16 protein-coding genes are annotated in these 20741 nt (G+C 45.4%); 1 reads left to right on the forward strand and 15 read right to left on the reverse strand.

Annotation, left to right across the window (positions count from 1 at the left end):
* Nucleotides 1-122 precede the first annotated feature (122 nt).
* The 4 genes from EX191_RS18000 to guaB form a co-directional block, all read right to left on the reverse strand.
* Nucleotides 123-1826 (reverse strand): chitinase, encoded by a 1704-nt coding sequence (locus EX191_RS18000; protein ID WP_193448200.1) that lies wholly within the window; start codon nucleotides 1824-1826, stop codon nucleotides 123-125.
* Between the two features lie 212 nt (nucleotides 1827-2038).
* Complete coding sequence (locus tag EX191_RS18005) at nucleotides 2039-3562, reverse strand: Na+/H+ antiporter NhaC family protein (RefSeq protein WP_193448201.1); 1524 nt, start codon at nucleotides 3560-3562, stop codon at nucleotides 2039-2041.
* 166 nt (nucleotides 3563-3728) lie between these two features.
* On the reverse strand, nucleotides 3729-5282 hold the full coding sequence (gene guaA, locus EX191_RS18010) for a glutamine-hydrolyzing GMP synthase (RefSeq protein ID WP_005391523.1): 1554 nt from the start codon (nucleotides 5280-5282) through the stop codon (nucleotides 3729-3731).
* A 99-nt stretch (nucleotides 5283-5381) separates the two neighbouring features.
* Complete coding sequence (gene guaB, locus EX191_RS18015; RefSeq protein WP_005391524.1) at nucleotides 5382-6848, reverse strand: IMP dehydrogenase; 1467 nt, start codon at nucleotides 6846-6848, stop codon at nucleotides 5382-5384.
* Nucleotides 6849-7079: 231 nt separating this feature from the next.
* Here guaB and xseA point away from each other — a divergent pair, with 231 nt between their 5' ends.
* Complete coding sequence (gene xseA / locus EX191_RS18020) at nucleotides 7080-8411, forward strand: exodeoxyribonuclease VII large subunit (protein WP_193448202.1); 1332 nt, start codon at nucleotides 7080-7082, stop codon at nucleotides 8409-8411.
* A 13-nt stretch (nucleotides 8412-8424) separates the two neighbouring features.
* Here the strand turns inward: xseA and EX191_RS18025 are convergent, their stop codons facing one another.
* From EX191_RS18025 to pepB, 11 genes are all read right to left on the reverse strand, one after another.
* The gene (locus tag EX191_RS18025) at nucleotides 8425-8649 is read right to left on the reverse strand and encodes a zinc ribbon domain-containing protein (RefSeq protein WP_031780210.1); all 225 of its coding nucleotides are present in this window, start codon (nucleotides 8647-8649) and stop codon (nucleotides 8425-8427) included.
* Nucleotides 8650-8958: 309 nt separating this feature from the next.
* Nucleotides 8959-9834, reverse strand: coding sequence for an alanyl-tRNA editing protein (locus EX191_RS18030; protein WP_193448203.1), 876 nt, complete (start codon nucleotides 9832-9834; stop codon nucleotides 8959-8961).
* Between the two features lie 59 nt (nucleotides 9835-9893).
* Nucleotides 9894-11390 carry a ribosome biogenesis GTPase Der gene (gene der / locus EX191_RS18035; RefSeq protein WP_005391527.1) on the reverse strand — a complete coding sequence of 499 codons (1497 nt, stop codon included), beginning with the start codon at nucleotides 11388-11390 and terminating at the stop codon, nucleotides 9894-9896.
* A 167-nt stretch (nucleotides 11391-11557) separates the two neighbouring features.
* Nucleotides 11558-12718 (reverse strand): outer membrane protein assembly factor BamB, encoded by a 1161-nt coding sequence (gene bamB / locus EX191_RS18040; protein ID WP_193448204.1) that lies wholly within the window; start codon nucleotides 12716-12718, stop codon nucleotides 11558-11560.
* Nucleotides 12719-12730: 12 nt separating this feature from the next.
* Nucleotides 12731-13345: a YfgM family protein gene (locus EX191_RS18045; RefSeq protein WP_005391529.1), complete on the reverse strand. Its 615-nt coding sequence runs from the start codon at nucleotides 13343-13345 to the stop codon at nucleotides 12731-12733.
* Nucleotides 13346-13471: 126 nt separating this feature from the next.
* The gene (gene hisS / locus EX191_RS18050; RefSeq protein WP_046874336.1) at nucleotides 13472-14740 is read right to left on the reverse strand and encodes a histidine--tRNA ligase; all 1269 of its coding nucleotides are present in this window, start codon (nucleotides 14738-14740) and stop codon (nucleotides 13472-13474) included.
* A 26-nt stretch (nucleotides 14741-14766) separates the two neighbouring features.
* Nucleotides 14767-15885 carry a flavodoxin-dependent (E)-4-hydroxy-3-methylbut-2-enyl-diphosphate synthase gene (gene ispG, locus EX191_RS18055; RefSeq protein WP_005391537.1) on the reverse strand — a complete coding sequence of 373 codons (1119 nt, stop codon included), beginning with the start codon at nucleotides 15883-15885 and terminating at the stop codon, nucleotides 14767-14769.
* A gap of 6 nt (nucleotides 15886-15891) precedes the next feature.
* A complete protein-coding gene (gene rodZ, locus EX191_RS18060; protein WP_193448205.1) occupies nucleotides 15892-16842 on the reverse strand; it encodes a cytoskeleton protein RodZ in 951 nt (316 codons plus the stop codon).
* Nucleotides 16843-17277: 435 nt separating this feature from the next.
* On the reverse strand, nucleotides 17278-18405 hold the full coding sequence (rlmN, locus tag EX191_RS18065) for a dual-specificity RNA methyltransferase RlmN (RefSeq protein ID WP_017633913.1): 1128 nt from the start codon (nucleotides 18403-18405) through the stop codon (nucleotides 17278-17280).
* A gap of 378 nt (nucleotides 18406-18783) precedes the next feature.
* Entirely contained in the window at nucleotides 18784-19209 is a 426-nt protein-coding gene (ndk, locus tag EX191_RS18070; RefSeq protein ID WP_104971308.1) for a nucleoside-diphosphate kinase, read from the reverse strand.
* A 95-nt stretch (nucleotides 19210-19304) separates the two neighbouring features.
* Complete coding sequence (gene pepB, locus EX191_RS18075) at nucleotides 19305-20603, reverse strand: aminopeptidase PepB (RefSeq protein WP_048626046.1); 1299 nt, start codon at nucleotides 20601-20603, stop codon at nucleotides 19305-19307.
* Nucleotides 20604-20741 lie beyond the last annotated feature (138 nt).

Below are 20741 nucleotides of genomic sequence, written 5' to 3' on the forward strand. Positions count from 1 at the left end.
AGAACAAAAGAGAAAAACTGTTATTGAAAACTTAGATTCCATAAATAAGCAGCCGCTCAAATAAAAAAAGACCCCGCTAAAAAGCAGAGTCTTTATAGATAGTTAGACTATTTTTCAATCAACTACAGGCAAGAGATTTCGTCCCAGAACCAGTTACTTTGCGTTGGGGTTTCCCACACTCCAGGGCCGTTTTTTGCGACAAAGCATTTGTTTTGGTACGTCACTTTATCACCGTTAGCCACTTGCGTTACGCCCGGCTCCCACTGAATAAAATTACCTGTCACTGGTGGTTCTGGCTCGGTGACTGGTGGCTCAGGTTCTGTGACGGGCGGCTCTGGCTCAGTCACCGGTGGTTCAGGTTCCGTTGTTGGCGGCTCCGTCGGAGTGCCTGAAACCAACTTCCAAGGGTCACCTTGCGTTGGCTCATTACCTTGTGACCACCATTTCGCTTCGTAAACAGCACCTTGGTAAGAAACTTGATCACCAGTGTTATACACTTTGCCTGCATCCCAAGCCGCCACGCCACCTACAGGTGGATCGACCGGATCTACAGGATCTAACTTGTCAACCACACGAACTTCAGGCCAACCCGCATGAGATTGGTAGAAGTTAGTTACGCACTTCTCGTAATCACCCGCAACTAGCGCAGAGTAAGCCGTTTGGAAACCAACCAACTCACATTCAAACGAATGGCCTCCAGGGCGATCTGAGTAGTATTTCCAGTTACCATCCCAGTTGGTGTAAAGCACGTCTGTCGCACCATTTAGGTTCAGACTGCCGTAAGGCGTCTGCTGCCAACAAGTGTTTGTTTCATCAGCTTCAATTGGAATTTGATAATGGGCGGCAAGACCTTCCCAATAACGAATACGGTTAACAGGTTGACCTTTATCCTTGTTTTGCTCACCACACTCAATACCACCATTGATCACGTTGATGGTGGTACCAAAGCCGTAACCAATACCAGCATCAAGCTCACGCTGTGAAGGCACCCAAGTACGGTCAATCACATGTAGCATTGCAGGTTTCGGTGCTTGTGGAGTTAGGAAGAACCAGATAGCCGATGCTAAGTTCAACCATGAATCCGCAACCAAGCCTGGATTTTTTAGCAATACAGATGCATCACCATCAAACATCACTTCAGAGAACGCGCCATAGTTAAAATGGTAAGAAAGCTGTTTAGCACCACGTCCAAAGTAACCTTGTCCTGGTTCACATGGCCAACGCTTATTTTGCCAGTCATTCTGACCACAACCTGTCGTGTAACCTTCTTGACCTTCTGACCAGCCCATTTCACGCACATGAACCAAAGCTTGCTGCCACTCTTCCAATCCAAGAGGGTTATCCGATACGTTATCAATCGAAATATGACCACCAGTTTCCTGCGCAAAGTGAGCAAAGGCTGTCACGATCGATTTTTTACAAATCGCATCCGAATCTCGACCATCCGTATACTCACCACAGAATGCTGGGAACTTACCAATTGCACGTAGGAAACGCGTGTAAGTGTATTCAGGTGCCGCCATTTGAGTCAGGAAGTCCCACTCACTTTCAGGGAACACACGCTCTACACGCTTCACGTTTTCTGGATTGGTTGCCGCTCCAGGAACAATCGCCTCCACCACTGAGTTCGGGCGCGTCTCTAATGCTTGTGACCAAATGGCATACATAGGGTCAGAGGTTTTGCTTTGCTCTACGGCTTGAACGTCACCACGAGCAATGACATAACCGTTTGGATTCTGCGGGTCGGGCTGGATATTCATACTCGCATTCACTTGTGCAGCTAGGACACAACTCAATGCAAGAGGAAGATGTTTGAGTGCAAACATGTCTAGTCTCCGGATTTTAACAATACAATATACAAGGAATAACTAGACATATAGTGGATCATATATACAAAACGCCGAGCTAAGTGCGTTGATTCTGCGAGACAAAATGAATAAATAAGTCCTCGCACACATTTTGTCACAAGAAAAATGTTACCTTGACTCAAAAGAAAAGCGGAGACCCAATGAGCCTCCGCTTTATGATATTTCTACCTTTATTGTTCTGCCGAAACCACGTCTAGCTTCGCGGTTGATTTTTGTTTAGACAACACAAAATAAACCACACACTGAGCAACAATAGCGGCAAGCACAATCACTGGCGAGGCGTTGATTCCAGCTAAAAGGAAACACCCTAATGCAATCATTCCATTGAGTAATGCGTAAGGCAACTGTGTACGGAAGTGCTCATACTGCTCACACCCTGCCCCTGTCGACGACAAAATCGTCGTTTCAGAGATTGGCGAACAGTGATCGCCAAACAGGCCACCAGATAACACCGCACCAATACAAACTAACAATGGAGCATCAATCGCGACGGCCGTTGGGATCACTAATGGCATCATGATGGCAAACGTCCCCCAAGATGATCCCGTCGCAAACGAGATAATACCGGCCAGTAAAAACGCAACCGCTGGCAATAACCAGTAAGGGAAACCGGCTTGAGCTTGTTCAGCAATGTATGCAGCTGCACCTAATTCTTTCCCAACCGAGCTAAGCGCCCAAGCCAATACCAGAATCACCGCCACTGACATCATGTTTGACATCCCTTTCAGATAAACCTGAATACCATCCGAAAGCTTTCTTACGCCATAAAACGCCATCAGCGCAATTAAAGTGAAGGCCGCGAAGAAATATGCAGAAGAGAGTGCAGCCCTAAACGTTGAGCCTGCCACTTTTTGAAATGGGAAACCGTGTGGCACGAGGATAGTACATAGAACCACCAGCATAACGAGCAAAGGTGCCCATACAAAACTGGATTTTGCATTTTTATGCGTAAACACATTCATAGACTCCTGCACTTTCCCAAAGTCGGAGCCCTGCTCTGCTAATTGTTCTGCTTTCGCCATCGGTCCGAAATCTAATTTGAAGAAAGAGACAATCGGCACAATCGCGATCGCAAGAAAGGCGTAAAACTGATACGGGATCGCGCCAATGAAAGCATCCCAATCACTCATACTGACATTCAGGGCAGTAAACTCTTTTTGAATCAACCCCATGATGTAAACACCCCATCCGATAAAAGGAATCAAGATTGCGACGGGAGAGGAAGTAGAATCGATAATAAAAGCTAATTTTTGGCGCGATACTTTTAACTTATCAAATAAAGGGCGAAAAACAGGACCAACAATCAACGGTGTACCAAGGTCTGAGAAGAAAATAACCACACCACCGAACCATGCGGACAGTTGAGCTTGGCATTTACTCGCAACCCATTGAGTAACCTTTTTAGCAAAAGCAACACCACCACCAGACTTTTCCATCAGCGCAACGAAACCACCAATGAACACTAATAATAAAATCACACCAGCATTGTAGCTATCGGTAAGTTGCGGCAGTAGATAGCTTTTCATCAACGCACTAAACGAGTCTAGTGGTCCTTGTTCGACAAATGTCCCTTCGAGCATAGCGACACCACTCACCACACCCGCGAATAAACCAACAACGACATTTCTCGTGGTCAGCGCGAGGAAAAGAGTAATAAGGATGGGAATTAGAGAGGTAACTTCAGCCTGTTCCATAGCAATACCATTTATAATATTCAAACAATTAAAATGAATGTATATTTAATTTTATCGCATGTATATATCTCCTGCAAAAAAGTTGAGTCCCCTATTCACAAATTTGAAGCACAAAAAAAACCAGCCCGGAGGCTGGTTCTTATAAACTCAACAGTCTAGAGGAAAATTATTCCCACTCGATAGTCGCTGGTGGCTTACCTGAAATGTCATAAACAACACGAGAAATGCCATCAACTTCGTTGATAATACGGTTAGATACCTTACCTAGGAAGTCGTATGGTAGGTGCGCCCAGTGTGCCGTCATAAAGTCGATGGTTTCTACTGCACGTAGTGATACAACCCAGTCGTATTTACGGCCATCGCCCATTACACCTACAGAGCGAACTGGTAGGAATACCGTGAACGCTTGAGATACTTTGTCATATAGGTCTGCAGCGTGAAGCTCTTCAATGAAGATAGCATCAGCACGACGTAGCAAGTCACAGTATTCTTTCTTGATTTCACCAAGAACACGAACACCTAGACCTGGACCTGGGAATGGGTGGCGGTAAAGCATGTTATAAGGCAGGCCTAGCTCTAGACCAATCTTACGTACTTCATCTTTGAACAGCTCACGTAGTGGCTCAACAAGACCCATTTCCATTTCATCTGGTAGACCGCCCACATTGTGGTGTGATTTTATCACGTGCGCTTTACCAGTCTTAGATGCCGCAGACTCGATTACGTCTGGGTAGATGGTACCTTGCGCTAGCCATTTTGCATTTTTCAGCTTTTTCGACTCTTCATCGAATACATCTACAAATACGTGGCCGATTGTCTTACGCTTCTCTTCTGGGTCAGACTTGCCTTTCAGAGCTTCAAGGAAACGATCTTCTGCATCAACTTTAATAATGTTTAGGCCGAACTTATCGCCAAACATATCCATCACTTGTTGGCCTTCGTTTAAACGAAGTAGACCGTTATCGACAAATACACACGTTAGCTTGTCGCCAATTGCGCGGTGCACTAGCATCGCAACAACAGATGAATCCACACCACCAGATAAGCCTAGGATAACTTCATCGTCACCCACTTGCTCTTTAATGCGAGCAACCGCGTCTTCGATGATAGATTCCGATGTCCATAGACGCTCACAACCACATACGCCAAGAACAAAGTTCTCAAGCATTTGTAGGCCACCTTTTGTGTGTGTTACTTCTGGGTGGAACTGAACGCCGTAGTATTTCTTCTCTTCGTTCGCCATCGCAGCGTAAGGACAAGTGTCTGTCTCACCAACTTTTACGAAATCGGCTGGGATCTCTACTACTTTGTCGCCGTGGCTCATCCAAACGTCTTGAGTTGCTTCAAGATCTTTAAATAAGGCACATTCACCAGAAACTTTAACCTGAGCGTAGCCAAACTCACGTTCGTTAGAGCCTGCTACTTTGCCACCTAGTTGTTCCGCCATAGTTTGCATGCCGTAACATACGCCAAGTAGAGGAACACCAGAATCAAACACATATTGAGGCGCGCGTGGAGAGTTCTCTTCCGTTACGCTTTCTGGACCACCAGATAGGATAATGCCATCTGGGTTGAATTCGCGAATATCCGCTTCTTCTACATCCCAGCTCCATAGTTCACAGTAAACGCCGATTTCACGTACGCGGCGTGCTACTAATTGAGTGTACTGAGAACCGAAGTCCAAGATCAGAATACGTTGGTCATGGATATTTTTAGTCATTTTGAGCAGTCTTTTTAAGGCTAAGTGATTAAAACCGAGGCGAGTGTACTCGCCTCTTCTTAATGCTTCAAGGAAAAAGCAAACGTTTCCGTTAGGTAATTAGTTCCCTAGACGGTAGTTCGGTGCTTCCTTAGTAATTTGAACATCGTGTACATGAGACTCTTGCATACCAGCACCAGAGATACGTACAAATTCAGCTTTCGTACGCATATCTTCGATAGTTGCAGAACCAGTTAGACCCATGCTTGAACGTAGACCACCCATTTGTTGGTGTACGATCTCTTTTAGACGGCCTTTGTATGCGATACGACCTTCGATACCTTCTGGTACTAGCTTGTCCGCTGCGTTGTCAGACTGGAAGTAACGGTCAGAAGAACCTTGAGACATTGCACCAAGAGAACCCATGCCACGGTAAGACTTGTAAGAACGGCCGTTGTATAGAATCACTTCACCCGGCGCTTCTTCAGTACCTGCAAACATAGAACCAACCATCACACATGATGCGCCCGCTACGATTGCTTTACAGATATCACCTGAGAAACGGATACCACCGTCAGCGATAACTGGAATACCATAGTCATTAGCCACTTCTGCCGCATCTGCGATTGCAGTGATTTGTGGAACCCCCACACCCGTTACAATACGAGTAGTACAGATAGAACCAGGGCCGATACCAACTTTCACTGCGCTTACGCCAGCTTCGATTAGTGCTTTAGCACCAGCACCAGTTGCTACGTTACCACCGATGATGTCTAGATCTGGGTAAGCTGCACGTGTTTCACGAATGCGGCTTAGAACACCTTCAGAATGACCGTGTGAAGAGTCGATAAGTAGAACGTCAACGCCAGCTTCAACTAGTGCAGCAACTCGCTCTTCGTTACCAGCACCAGCACCAACTGCTGCGCCAACACGTAGGCGACCACGCTCATCTTTACATGCGTTTGGTTTACGTTCTGCTTTGTGGAAGTCTTTCGCAGTAATCATACCGGTTAGTTGGAACTCATCATTCACAACCAATACTTTCTCTACGCGAGCTTCGTGCATTTTCTCTTGCACTTCTTCTCGTGTAGCACCTTCTTTAACCGCTGCCAACTTCTCTTTTGGCGTCATTACTGAAGATACTTTCTTAGAAAGGTCCGTCACAAAACGAACGTCACGACCAGTGATAATACCAACAAGCTCATTGCTCTCAGTGACAACAGGGAAACCTGCAAAACCATGCTTTTCAGTGAGCGCAACAACATCAGCGATGGTCGCGTCAGGGTTTACAGTAACCGCGTCAGTTACCATACCAGCTTCGAACTTCTTAACTTTACGAACTTCGGCTGCCTGCTGCTCAATAGACATGTTCTTGTGGATAAAGCCAATGCCACCCTCTTGCGCTAGCGCGATCGCTAGACGAGCTTCAGTAACAGTGTCCATAGACGCTGAAATCATTGGGATGTTTAGGGTGATGTTCTTAGTTAGCTGAGTGCGAAGATCAGCTGTGTTTGGGAGAACGGTGGAGTGTGCTGGCACAAGTAGTACGTCATCGAATGTCAGCGCTTCTTTGGCAATTCTTAGCATTTGCAATATCTCACAATTAGAGGAGTAAAAAGAACAATCCAATCTCATCGTTTCGCATAATGAGGGTAACCTGTGTTAGCAACAAGCTACATTTGGATTAGATATTGCGGAGGGATTATACGGTTAACGCAATCGCTTGACCACAAATTTTTTAATTTTTTTCTTGCAATTACCCCCTTGCTATGTATTATATTGCCGCTAATTTCCATACTCACGTCTAAGAGATTAGCTGTGCTCTCCAAGACCAATCAAAACATCTTTACTGTTTCTCGTCTCAACGCAGAAGTTCGTTTACTCCTTGAAAACGAAATGGGGATCGTTTGGCTCGTCGGAGAGATATCCAACTTTTCAGCTCCTGTCTCTGGTCACTGGTACCTCACTCTTAAAGACTCTCGCGCTCAAGTTAAATGTGCCATGTTTCGTGGTAACAATCGCCGCGTTACTTTCAAGCCCACTAACGGTAATCAAGTCCTAGTAAAAGCTCGTCTTTCTCTTTATGAGCCTCGCGGTGACTACCAATTGATCATCGAAAGCATGCAACCGGAAGGTGACGGCCGTCTTCAGCAAGAGTTTGAAGAGCTGAAAATGAAGCTTGCCGCAGAAGGGTTGTTCGCTCAAACCAATAAGCAACCTTTGCCTGAACACCCAAAACGTGTTGGCGTCATCACATCGAAAACTGGTGCCGCGCTTTACGATATCTTAGACGTATTGAAACGTCGTGATCCTTCCCTACCCGTTGTGATTTATCCGACAGTGGTACAAGGTGAAGATGCAGCCATTCAAATCGCACAAGCCATTGGTCGCGCTAACAGCCGTGATGAATGTGATGTGCTAATTGTGGGCCGAGGTGGTGGTTCATTGGAAGACTTATGGTGCTTTAACAACGAGATATTAGCTCGCACGATTGCAGCAAGCCAAATTCCTATTATTAGCGCCGTTGGACATGAAGTCGACGTGACAATAGCTGATTTTGTCGCCGACGTACGCGCGCCTACTCCATCAGCAGCAGCTGAGCTAGTAAGCCGTGATAACAGCCACAAAGATCAAGCTTTAGTTACCCGCCAGCATAAGTTAGCGAGCGCGATGCGTTACTACCTAGCACAACAAAAGCAGCAATCTGCGCAATTAGTGCACCGTCTAGAGAGACAGCACCCAAGCTATCGCTTGCAGCGTCAGACGCAACAGTTAGATGAGTTGGACATGCGCTTACAGCGAGCGATGAGTCGTTTTATTGCCTTGCGCCAACAGCGAATCGAGCGTCAACATTATCGGCTGCAATTGAATTCTCCTGTAACACACCTTGCCGAGCAGAAGTCCAAATTAGAGCGTGTTGAGCAAAAGCTGATGGATGCAATGGATCGCAAGTTACTGACTATGCGCCATCAACTCGAGATTGCCGCAGAGAAGTTGGACACCGTCAGCCCACTAGCGACATTAAAACGAGGTTACTCAATTACTCAAACTGAGCAAGGTAAAGTAATTACGCAATCTTCAGATGTAAAGTCGGGAGATGTATTGATTACTCGATTAGCCGAAGGCGACGTTCGTTCTACCGTTAACTGAATACAAACTCTGGTTAACTGATTTTCTGGAACTCAAATCGGACACGTGATTTTGATTTGAGTTCATTACACACATTGCAAAAGTAACTCGCAGCACCGCATGCTTGCAGCTTCTCCAGCTCCGCCTCACAATCAGGGCAAAAACCTACTTTTTTAAAATCCGATTCACACTGTTCACAATGGTATTGTCCTGTCCATTCCAGTTCGACATTGCAAGTCGGGCAAATGTTCTGCTGCATATCCCGTTCCTCTCTCTAAACTAAGCAATTTCGAGTAACGCATGCTACTCAAAATAACGAACAAGTATGTTGATCTTCATCACCACCCCAACAAGTTTCACGAGGCGCTAACCATACTTGATACGTAGGATCTTATACTGATCGTCTGATATTTACTCCTTGATCAGCGATCACCCCTTAAAAGAATATTTATATAACCACACACCGAAAGCATAAGTTACATATTCTGCATTCCAATTTAAGGCAGAATAAAAAACCTAATTTGAATTTAATTAAACGAAAAATTAGAATTTAATAAAAAGATCTTATTCAGAAAGCAGTGTTTACATTGGTGTGCATTTCGATAGTTTGAGCGTCGAGCTCAACGAGTTTAACTTGGATAAAAGCAAACTCATTTAAATGGCTCGCATGCGTTCCACCACAAGGGATTACCGCTAATTGACCTTCCCCTAAATCGCACTTCCAATAGCGAGAATCAGTTAATCTATCGCCGTGGCATTCCATGGTGATCATCGTATCTCTTTGAAGCCATTCAACCAGTTGGCCATTCACTTTTTCTGCAATCGCCTGGAGGTCATTCAGCATATCTGCACTGTTTAATCCTCTTTTACGGAGTGTTTTGCCTAAACGGTACGTATCGAGGCACTTGTCTGGAGTGACATAACTCGTAACTTGCGCATAGCTATTAAAGTCATAATAACCATGTGGGTCTTTGCGGTCTGCGTCTTTTCGCCAATAGTCTTCCGCTAGTACTTTATTCAACGCCAAATACGCTAAGTGTCCTGCAGTGTGGCCTCGGCTCAAAGCATTTTGATAGTCTTTATCTACCGCTAATGTCACCAAGTCATTAATTGCAAGTGATTCCGTACGTGATAAAACATGCACGACGACAAACACCCAACCTTCAGCATCACGCTTTACAGGGATGTCACTACCCACATACAGCGCACCACTTTTCTGCTCCACTGCTCCAACTTGGCAATCTACCACGTCATGCTCAGCCCCATTCACCTTCAACGTTCCTTTGTCTGCAGGGTGATCCGGCCATATGTGACTAACGGGATGGAACGGCGTGACATCTGTAATAACGTAAGTCACTTCTTCCGTAGATTGAACGAGCTGTATTTGTGCTTCTAATTGCCATGTTTGATGACAAAAACGAGTATTTGTTGCTGTGATAGTCATTTTTACGATTACTTTTGATAAAAAAATACCCAAGTAGAAACTTGGGTATTCGAATTTCATTATTTATTGCGGTTTTTCACCATCGACATCATACGCTTACGTTTACGCTCTTGTGATAGCGTAAGCTTATTCGTACGGTTCTCGTATGGGTTATCACTGTTGTGGAAGTTAATGCGAATCGGTGTTCCCATAATTTCCAGAGACTTACGGAAGTAGTTCATTAGATAACGTTTATACGAATCTGGCAATTCACGAACCATGTTACCGTGGATAACAACGATCGGTGGGTTGTAACCACCTGCGTGTGCGTATTTGAGTTTGATACGACGACCACGAACCATTGGCGGTTGGTGATCATCCACTGCCATCTTCATGATACGCGTCAGTACTGACGTACCCACACGCGTTGTCGCCGAGTTATATGCTTCTTGGATAGATTCAAACAAGTGACCAACGCCAGTACCGTGCAGCGCAGAGATAAAGTGGATACGCGCGAAATCGACGAATCCTAGACGGCGGTCCAGTTCTTTCTTCACGCTTTCTTTCACGTCACTGTCTAGGCCATCCCACTTGTTAACGGCGATGACAATTGAGCGGCCAGCATTCAGTGCAAAACCAAGCAAGCTTAGGTCTTGGTCTGAAATATTTTCACGTGCATCAATCACCAGTAGAACGACGTTTGCATCTTCTACCGCTTTCAGCGTCTTAACAACAGAGAACTTTTCAACCGTTTCATTGATACGACCACGACGACGAACACCTGCGGTATCAATTAGTACGTATTCGCGTCCATCACGCTCCATCGGGATGTAGATAGAATCACGCGTCGTACCAGGCATATCGTATACAACCACACGTTCTTCACCCAGAATACGGTTAGTCAGTGTCGATTTACCTACGTTCGGACGACCGATGATCGCCAACTTAATCGGCTGCTCTTGAAGGCGCTTGAATTCAGCTTCTGCGTCTTCTTCAGTGTAATCTTCAACAAGAGGCTCTTCGTCTTCGAATCCAGTCAGGTCTTCAATCTCACCTTCTTCAGATTCACTTGTTAATAGATCATCAAAGAATGGAGATAAAGCACGCTCAAGCAAAGCGGTCACACCACGGCCATGAGCGGCCGCAATCTGATACATATCATCCACGCCGAGCTGCCAAAAATCAGCACACGCTGCATCGGCATCAATACCATCTATTTTGTTTACCACCAGCATCGCTGGCTTTTCAATTTTACGCAGATGCGCAGCAATTGCTGCATCTGAAGGAGTCAGACCAGCACGACCGTCAACAAGGAACAATACAACATCAGCCTCATCAATCGCGGCTAATGACTGTTCTGCCATCTTTGTTTCCACGCCTTCTTCTGTGCCATCAATACCGCCGGTATCAATCACAATGAATTCGTGCTCTTCACCAAGTCTCGCCTGGCCATACTTACGGTCTCGCGTTAGGCCTGGAAAGTCCGCAACCAACGCGTCACGAGTGCGAGTCAATCGGTTAAATAGTGTAGATTTACCTACGTTCGGACGCCCTACTAGAGCTACAACAGGTACCATAACAACCTCTACAATAATCTTTCTTCTGTAGTTATAGGTAACGACTTGCTCGATGCCAAATCAAACCAGCTTTTTACCTATAACCACGTCAGGGTTAATAAATTCAAACAACAAAACGGCTCCTAGCTGTCACCAGCCAGGAGCCGAATGTGAATTATATCACGATATTATTCGTTAATGGTTAGTTTCTTTACATCGCCGTTGCGAGTTGTAATCACATAACCATCCGACAATAACGTCGGGCCAACGGCCAAGCCGCTATCATCGATAAACTGCTGTGCAACAAATTCGCCCGTTGAGCGATCCATCCAGTGAAGGTAACCAAGCGTGTCACCGACAACGAGATAATTGCCGACAATAACTGGCGCTGTAAGTTGTCGGTGCTCAAGCAAGCTGTTTTCCCACAACTCAGTCCCACTTCGTGAATCAACGGCAACAACATGATCTTTTTCCGTTATCACAAAGATGCGGCTACCATCTGTAGAAATGTCTGTTGCAGATGAGTAATTACGCTTCCAAATAGGGTTCGCTGAACGCAAATCAATGGCGATAAGTTGACCATTGTATCCAATGGTGAAAAGAGTACCGCCTAACACAATTGGCGATGAATCAACATCAACCAAACGATCAATTTCTGTCGCGCCTTTTGGCGTACCAACAGGCTGTTGCCAAATCAGCTGACCACGCTCAACGATAGCAGCTGCGAGTCGGCCATTTGCCGTTCCCCAAAATACACCGCCGCCAATTGCAGTCGGAGTACTGTCACCACGTAAAGTTAGGTTCGGCACTTCTGTACTCAATGCCCAGCGTTGCTCACCAGTACTCTCATTAAGGGCAATCAACATGCCTCGGCTAGTATTGATGATAATAAGGCCTGAGTCTGCAACTGGCTTCGCCAGTACCTCACCACCAACTTTTACACGCCAAACAATTTCACCTGTTTCTTGGTCAAGAGAGATGACTTCACCATTCTCAGAGCCAATGTAAAGGTTTCCGTATGCTGCTGTGATACCACCAGAGAGACGAGCAATGACCTCTTCTTCTAGGTCCGTTTGCCAACGTTGTTTACCGTTTTCAGGATCCAGCGCTTTTACTAAGCCATCGCGACTTGCCACGAACAATGTATCATTCGCAAATACAGGGGATAGCTTTGAAAAGTAATGACCAACACCATCGCCAACCGATGTACTCCACTCACTACTGGTTGTAAACTGACTGTCTACCTGAGGTAGTGGCGCCATTACAATGGTGTCTTTCTCACCTGCACAACCGGCAAGTACTCCCATTGTTAACGCCCCTAGCAAGGCTTTCTTAAAGACTCTTTTCATCCAATGCGGTCCTTATTTCGCCAGATCGTCTAATTTCATTTGTAGTGTCGGGCTTGCGTCTGCCGCTTGCTGAGCTTCAGTATACGCAGCGTATGCGGCATCTTTGTCACCTTGGCGAATCGCAATATCGCCACGAAGTTCAGCAATACGACCTGTCCATGCTGCATCAGTGACGTTACTTAGCTCTGCCGTTGCAGCGTCGAAGTTACCCATTTCCGTTTCAATGCGCGCAATGCGGTAACTAATCAATGGTAACAGCGCAGCATCTTGAGTGTTGCTTTGCGCCCACTTCAATTGCTCTAATGCAGCAGAAAGATCTTGAGCTTCAACTTGCGCTTTAGCAAGTTGAAGCGCAGCCAATACTGAATATTCTTTTACTTCATTTGACTCAATGAAAGCTTTCACGTCAGCTTGAGCATCAGTACCTTTATCTTGCAAAGCATTCATTGCTGTCGTGTAGCTTTGAGAAGCTGCTTCACTCGCCTGAATCACAGAATCCTGGTAGTAACGCCAGCCAAATAGACCACCTAAGCCAACAACCGCACCGATGATGACGGCTTTGCCGTTTTCCTTCCACCAGTCTTTAATGGCTTCAACTTGTTGTTCTTCAGTATCGTAAAGTTCCACTTCCTGTCCTCTTAAAACATGTAAATGGCAGCTTAGCTGCCATTGTTCCTATTTCGTTTAAAGGCTCCACATTTGGGAGCCTTAGCTTACGAACTAGGATGTAATTTTGTTAGATTACTAAAAGACTTAAATCAGTGCTGCGATCTTTTCTGCAACTTCGGCTTGGTTGTAAGTCTCTTGCTCACCACCAGCCAAGTCTTTCAGTACTACGGTGTTATCCGCAACTTCGTTTTCGCCCAGAACCAATGCTACTACAGCACCAACTTTGTCTGCGCGTTTAAACTGTTTCTTGAAGTTACCACCACCGAAGTGATTCATCACACGAACGCCAGGGATAGACTCACGAAGCTGCTCTGCTAGCTTCATTCCTGCCATCATGGTGCCTTCGCCTGCTGTTACTACGTAAACATCCACACTGCGACGAACGTCTGTTAGTTCTAGTGTTTCTAGCATCAGAACAAGACGCTCTAGGCCCATTGCAAAGCCAACTGCTGGTGTTGGTTTACCACCTAATTGCTCTACAAGACCATCGTAACGACCACCGCCACAAACGGTGCCTTGAGCACCTAGGCTCTCAGTGATCCATTCAAATACCGTGCGGTTGTAGTAATCCAGACCACGAACTAGACGTTCGTTAACTGTGTATTCGATACCTGCGGCGTCTAAAAGTTCACATAGACCTGCGAAGTGTGCTTTAGATTCTTCACCTAAGTAATCTGAAAGGCGAGGTGCATCACCTAAAATAGCTTGAACGTCAGGGTTCTTCGTATCCAGAACACGCAGTGGGTTCGTGTGCATGCGACGCTTACAATCTTCGTCTAGCACATCAATATGTTGCTCAAGGAACGCAACCAGTGCAGTACGGTAGTCTGCGCGGTCTTCTTGAGAACCGATAGAGTTCAGCTCAAGACGAACATGTTCATTGATACCTAGCTCACGCCATAGACGCGCCGTCATCATGATAAGCTCTGCATCAACATCTGGACCATTTAGACCAAACACCTCAACACCACACTGGTGGAATTGACGGTAACGACCTTTCTGCGGACGCTCATGACGGAACATTGGCCCCATGTACCACAGACGCTGTTCATCACGGTTGATCAGGCTGTTTTGAATACATGAACGTACACAACCCGCCGTACCTTCAGGGCGAAGTGTTAGGCTGTCTCCGTTACGATCATCAAAGGTGTACATTTCTTTTGAAACGACGTCTGTCTCTTCACCAACAGCGCGGCTGAATAGGTTTGTTTCTTCAACGATTGGCATGCGCACTTCGTTATAACCGTATGCGCTAATTACATTTTTCACTGTGTTTTCTAGTTTTTGCCACAGTGGCGACTGAGTTGGGAGGCAATCGTTCATGCCTCGAATTGCTTGAATTGTTTTTGCCACAATACTTACCGTAATTCTCGTTGAGATTAATCTTGTACTTTAACTTCGATGCGGTTTTCGCCATTCATCATGGCGGCTTTCGCACGGATCTTAGCTTCTAGCTGATTCACAAGGTCATCGTTATCAAAGCGTTCTTTCTGGCGTTTGCCATCTTCGTAGAATGCGCTCTTCTTGTTACTGCCTGCTAGACCTAAGTGAGAAACTTCTGCTTCACCAGGGCCGTTTACCACACAACCGATGATAGACACATCCATTGGCGTGATGATGTCTTCTAAACGCTGCTCAAGTGCGTTCACCGTACCAATTACATCAAATTCTTGGCGCGAGCAACTTGGACAAGCAATAAAGTTGATGCCTCGAGAGCGAATGCGCAGAGATTTAAGAATGTCGAAACCGACTTTGATTTCTTCAACTGGATCGGCAGCCAAAGAGATACGCAGCGTATCGCCGATCCCTTCAGACAACAGCATACCTAAGCCAACAGATGACTTAACAGCGCCAGCGCGAGCACCGCCCGCTTCTGTAATCCCCAAGTGAAGAGGCTGATCGATTTTCTTCGCTAGCAGACGGTATGAATCCACCGCAAGGAAGACGTCTGAAGCTTTCACGCTAACTTTAAATTGGTCAAAGTTAAGACGATCGAGATGATCTACGTGACGCATCGCCGATTCAACCAAAGCTTCTGGCGTTGGTTCACCGTATTTCATCTGTAAATCTTTTTCCAAAGATCCACCGTTGACACCAATACGGATTGGGATGTTTTTATCGCGAGCACAGTCAACAACAGCGCGAATGCGCTCTTCATTGCCAATGTTACCTGGGTTGATGCGTAAACAGTCAACACCGTACTCCGCCACTTTCAGCGCGATACGATAGTCGAAATGAATATCAGCCACTAATGGTACAGAAACTTGCTGTTTAATCAGTTTGAAAGCTTCTGCAGCGTCCATGGTAGGTACAGAAACTCGAACGATATCTGCACCGACTTTTTCTAGTGCTCGGATTTGAGCGACTGTCGCTTCTACGTCAGTCGTGCGAGTGTTAGTCATTGACTGTACGGCAATTGGCGCACCATCACCAATTGGCACATCACCCACATAAATACGCGTCGATTTACGACGAATAATTGGAGATTCGTGTTGCATAATTTTTTATAACGGTAGAGTGAATCTAGCTACTTTGCCTGAAGTATACCCAGAAAGGTCGACAGGTTCACTTGCAAATGTCATTGTAACCCCTTCCGGTGCGCCTAATATCACTTTAAACGGCGCTTTTCCGGTAAGTTCTACATCTTGTCCTGGTTTATGAGTACCACTTACCAGCGTTTTACCATTGGTGTCTTTCACTTGAATCCAACAGTCCGCTTTAAACTTCATAGTAAGAAGTGTCATGCCTTCAGGTACGACTGGCGCAGGCTGTTCCTCTTCCGCAGTTTCAATCACGGCAACAGGTTCTTCAGAATCTACGCTTGTTGTATTTTCAGTTTCAGCAAGCAGAGGGTCGCTACCCTGCTCGACTGGTACTTCGCTCGTTTCAACAACATTATTACTTGTTGAAACAACGTCTTCAGGAGTACTTGCGATTAACTCCTCAGCCGTCATTAAATCGATATCAGCTAACTCTTGCGCTGTGGGCTTCGGCGCTTCAACACTTGAATCCGTAACTTCCTTCGTTAGGCTATTCTCTTGCTGGTTTTGCCACCACCAAGCTGCAGAAATACCAATAATGACCAACCCGATAACCCAAGTCAGGAGCATGATACGGCTATTGTGCTTCTCATCTTTTGTTTTGCGAGAGAAACTCTGCATTTCAATTTCTTGCTCTTGTGGCTGTACATCTGCTGTCTGCTCTAACGCAGTCAAAACCATCTTCTCATCAAGGCCTACGAACTTCGCGTAAGAACGCAAGTAACCACGCGTAAATGTCGCAACTTGTTGAGACTCAAATCGGTTATTTTCAATATCTTCAATAACAGAAACGCGAAGCCTCAGGCGATCAGCAACTTGCTTTTGACTCATCCCAAGAGATTCGCGTTTGTTTTTCAGTAATGTGCCAGCTTCAATAGAAAGTGGCACTTCATTCGTATTTTCGTGTTCTGTCATAATGGTGGTATTTAATCTGTTTTAGTGGCTAACGTGGTTATGTATTTTCGTTATTGTTCTTAAGCCTCTTTAAAAGATAGCTAGCCTAAACGCGTTAACCAAAATAATAATTTTAAGAAACTCTCAGCGATTTGAGTGTGAATACCCGTTTTGCAAAAATCAGCAAAGCGTATGTGAGAAAATGCTGAGAATTATCGGTGTCATCGTTAATGTCACATATCATGATAAGCGAATGTGTAACGAAGACAAAAACTCTTTACACTCAAACTAACAGATAGCTCAAGCTTTTGTCCAAACTTTGACAAAGGAATTCGAAATTATACCCAAATAACCTCGAGTTGGAGAGTTGTCGTCATAAATCTTGGCAGAAATGCCCTTATCGCTAAACAAAATAGCCAGAGCAAATGGCTCTGGCTATTTTTGAGTTCCGGTCGTTTATACGGCTTTTACTTCAATGGTATCAGCACCGCGCGACGCTTTTAACATTGCAGTACGTTTAGTTCGGTCAATCACATCACCGACTAACTGACCACACGCTGCATCAATGTCATCGCCACGAGTCTTACGAACCGTTACTGTATGCTCATATTGCATCAATGTTTTTTGGAAGCGATCGATACGTGAGTTACTTGGTTTCTTGTAAGGTGAACCTGGATACGGGTTAAACGGAATCAAGTTAATCTTACATGGTGTGTCTTTCATCAGCTCAGCCAGTTCACGAGCATGGTCCATGTCATCATTCACATGATCAAGAAGTACGTACTCAACCGTTACCTTACCGCGGTTTGCATTCGATGAAGCGATGTAACGACGAACTGATGCTAGGAAATCTTGAATATCCCAACGATCGTTAATTGGCATGATTTCACTACGCAGCTTATCGTTTGGCGCATGAAGGGAAATTGCCAACGCGACATCGATTTTGCCTGTCATCTGATCAAGACCAGAAACCACACCTGATGTTGATACGGTTACGCGACGCTTCGACAAACCAAAGCCAAGGTCATCCAACATTAACTCCAATGCAGGAATCAAGTTCTTCATATTAAGAAGCGGCTCACCCATGCCCATCATCACGACGTTCGTAATTGGGCGACGGCCTGTTTCTTTCTCAAGACCAATTTCACGTGCAGCACGCCACACCTGACCGATGATCTCTGAAACTTTCAAGTTACGGTTAAAGCCCTGCTGTGCGGTTGAGCAGAACTTACATTCCAATGCACAACCTACTTGAGAAGATACACAAAGCGTTGCGCGATCATCTTCTGGAATGTAAACCGTTTCTACATCCTGATCACCAACCTTCATTGCCCACTTGATCGTGCCGTCTGAAGAATGCTGAGCTTCTGCGACTGTTGGTGCTTTAATTTCACACTTGTGTAAAAGCTTTTCGCGCAGCTTCTTGTTGATGTTTGTCATTTTTTCGAAGTCATCTACACCGAAATGGTAGATCCACTTCATAACCTGATCGGCACGAAACGCTTTCTCGCCAAGTTCTTCCGCGAAAAACTGACGCATGCCTTTGCGATCAAAGTCGAGTAGATTGATTTTTTCAGTGGTCATGTTGCCTCTCAATGACTGAAACAAGAATAAGGGCGCGAATTGTACAGCCTTTATGCAGCTACAACAAGGGGTGTAAGACCCTGAGTTTGCTAAGGCATTAAAATAAAAATGATTAAATTTTAAGCACCCCTTGCGCTATAAGTGGCTATTACACTATCAAAAGTAAAAGCGTAGAGATCGTAAAGGGAAAAGACTAAAAATAACTCACGTTACTGGGCTTTAAAGCCCATTATATAGTCAGACTAGTTAGCGTGTAAGAGATCACTTATGCAGTCAACATTGCCACTCAACTTAGGTATATGAAATGAAAAAGCCTCGGAAAGTTCCGAGGCTTTTCTGTATCAGAGCATCACTAACAAGTGAAGTATCACGCCTAATTTAGCGAGAGAAAACCTCTGACTCCGGGAAGAAAAACTCAATTTCACGTGCTGCAGATTCAGGGCTATCGGAACCATGAACTGAATTGTGACGCATGCTAAGTGCGTAATCGGCACGAAGCGTACCGCATGCCGCTTCCTCTGGGTTAGTTTTACCCATCAGTTCACGGTAACGTGCAATCGCATTTTCACCTTCCAGTACCTGAACCATAATAGGACCAGATGTCATGAACTCTTTTAGTGGAGGGAAAAACTCTTTGCCTTCATGCTCTGCATAAAAACCGCTTGCCTGATCTTCAGTCAGGAGAACCATTTTAGCAGCGACAATACGTAGGCCAGCCTTTTCAATACGGTTATAGATTTCACCAATTAGGTTTCGCTCTACCGCATCCGGCTTAATGATTGAGAATGTTCTTTCTAGAGCCATAAAGTTTCCTTTCTGTACTTGTAATAATAGTTGTGTTTTTAAAGTGACTTACTGGGTAAGAGCAGCACTCAAGCAAGAGAGTGCCGCAATCAATCTTATTTAACAGCTTGCTCATTGAGGAAACGAGCAAGTGTACGAACGCCCATACCCGTAGCTCCCGCAGCCCATTTATCAGACGCGGCTTTACGGTATGTACCCGCACAGTCGAAGTGCAGCCAGCCTTTTTTGTAGTCTTCTACGAAGTAAGACAAGAATGCTGCTGCTGTGCTTGCACCCGGAGAGTAGTCGCCAGAACTGATATTCGATAGGTCAGCAAAGTTTGACGGCAGCATTCCACGGTGGAAGTCAGCAAGTGGTAGCGGCCATAAACCTTCTTTTTCTTGGTTTGCCGCAGTGAGCGCTTGATGCGATAACTCGTCATCGAAACTCATTAGTGCGTGGTAATCATTACCCAAAGCATTCTTCGCCGCACCTGTTAGTGTTGCACAATCAATGATTAACTCAGGTTTTTGTTCACTGGCGTAGATAAGGCCATCAGCAAGCACTAAACGACCTTCTGCATCGGTGTTCATGATTTCAACGGTTTTACCGTTTTTGTAGGTGATGATGTCGCCAAGCTTGAGTGCGCGACCAGAAACCATGTTCTCTGCACAACAAAGGATCAGTTTTACACGCTTGTTCAAACCACGAAGAATCGCCAGTGCAAGACCACCGGTGATGGTGCCTGAGCCACCCATGTCTGCTTTCATTGCGCTCATGAAGTTAGAAGGCTTCAAGCTGTAACCACCCGAATCAAAGGTGATACCTTTACCGACAAGACACGCGAATATTGGTGCGTTCTCGTCACCTGTCGGGTTGTAGTCTAGCTGGAGCATCGCAGAAGTACGCTCAGAACCACGGCCTACGGCGTAAATGCCTTCCCAACCTTCTGCCAACAAGTCTTTGTCTTTGACGATACGAGCTGTCACTGTGCCTTTAGGCGCAACAGATTTGATGAATTCAGCGGCCATTGTCGCTAGCTGACGAGGGGCAACTTCTTCTGCGGTTTTATTGATGATATCGCGGGTAAAATCAGTCGCAGTAATACGCGCTTGAAGCTCTGCTTGATCTTCTTCAGACAATGCAGACCACTCAACTGAGCCATGCTTTTTTGGGTTACGGTAACCTTGGTGGAAAGCCCAAACGCTCTCTAAATCCCAGTTATCACCGGAAAGAAAAATAGAACGAATTCCTTGGCCATCTAGCTGACGAGCTGCACGTTGAATTGCACCAAGATCGTGACCTTCACCTAAATGAATGGTTGCGCCGTTTTCAGCGAATGAAAGCAGTGCTTTTTCACCCCAATGTGGTGCTGCCGACTCTTGACTTAAAAATACAGACATCTGTGTAGACATGGTTTCTCCTTGTCTTATAGCAGCGTTGCCTACGCTGCTTCTTTTTAATAACTCACGGATGTTAGCATTATGTAGGGCAAAAATGTCAATTGGATAAAAAAGCGGACCTAAAGGTCCGCTTTTTTTAGTAAGAATTGT

It is taken from the genome of Vibrio chemaguriensis (assembly GCF_012275705.1).
In the GTDB taxonomy this organism is placed as follows: domain Bacteria; phylum Pseudomonadota; class Gammaproteobacteria; order Enterobacterales; family Vibrionaceae; genus Vibrio; species Vibrio diabolicus.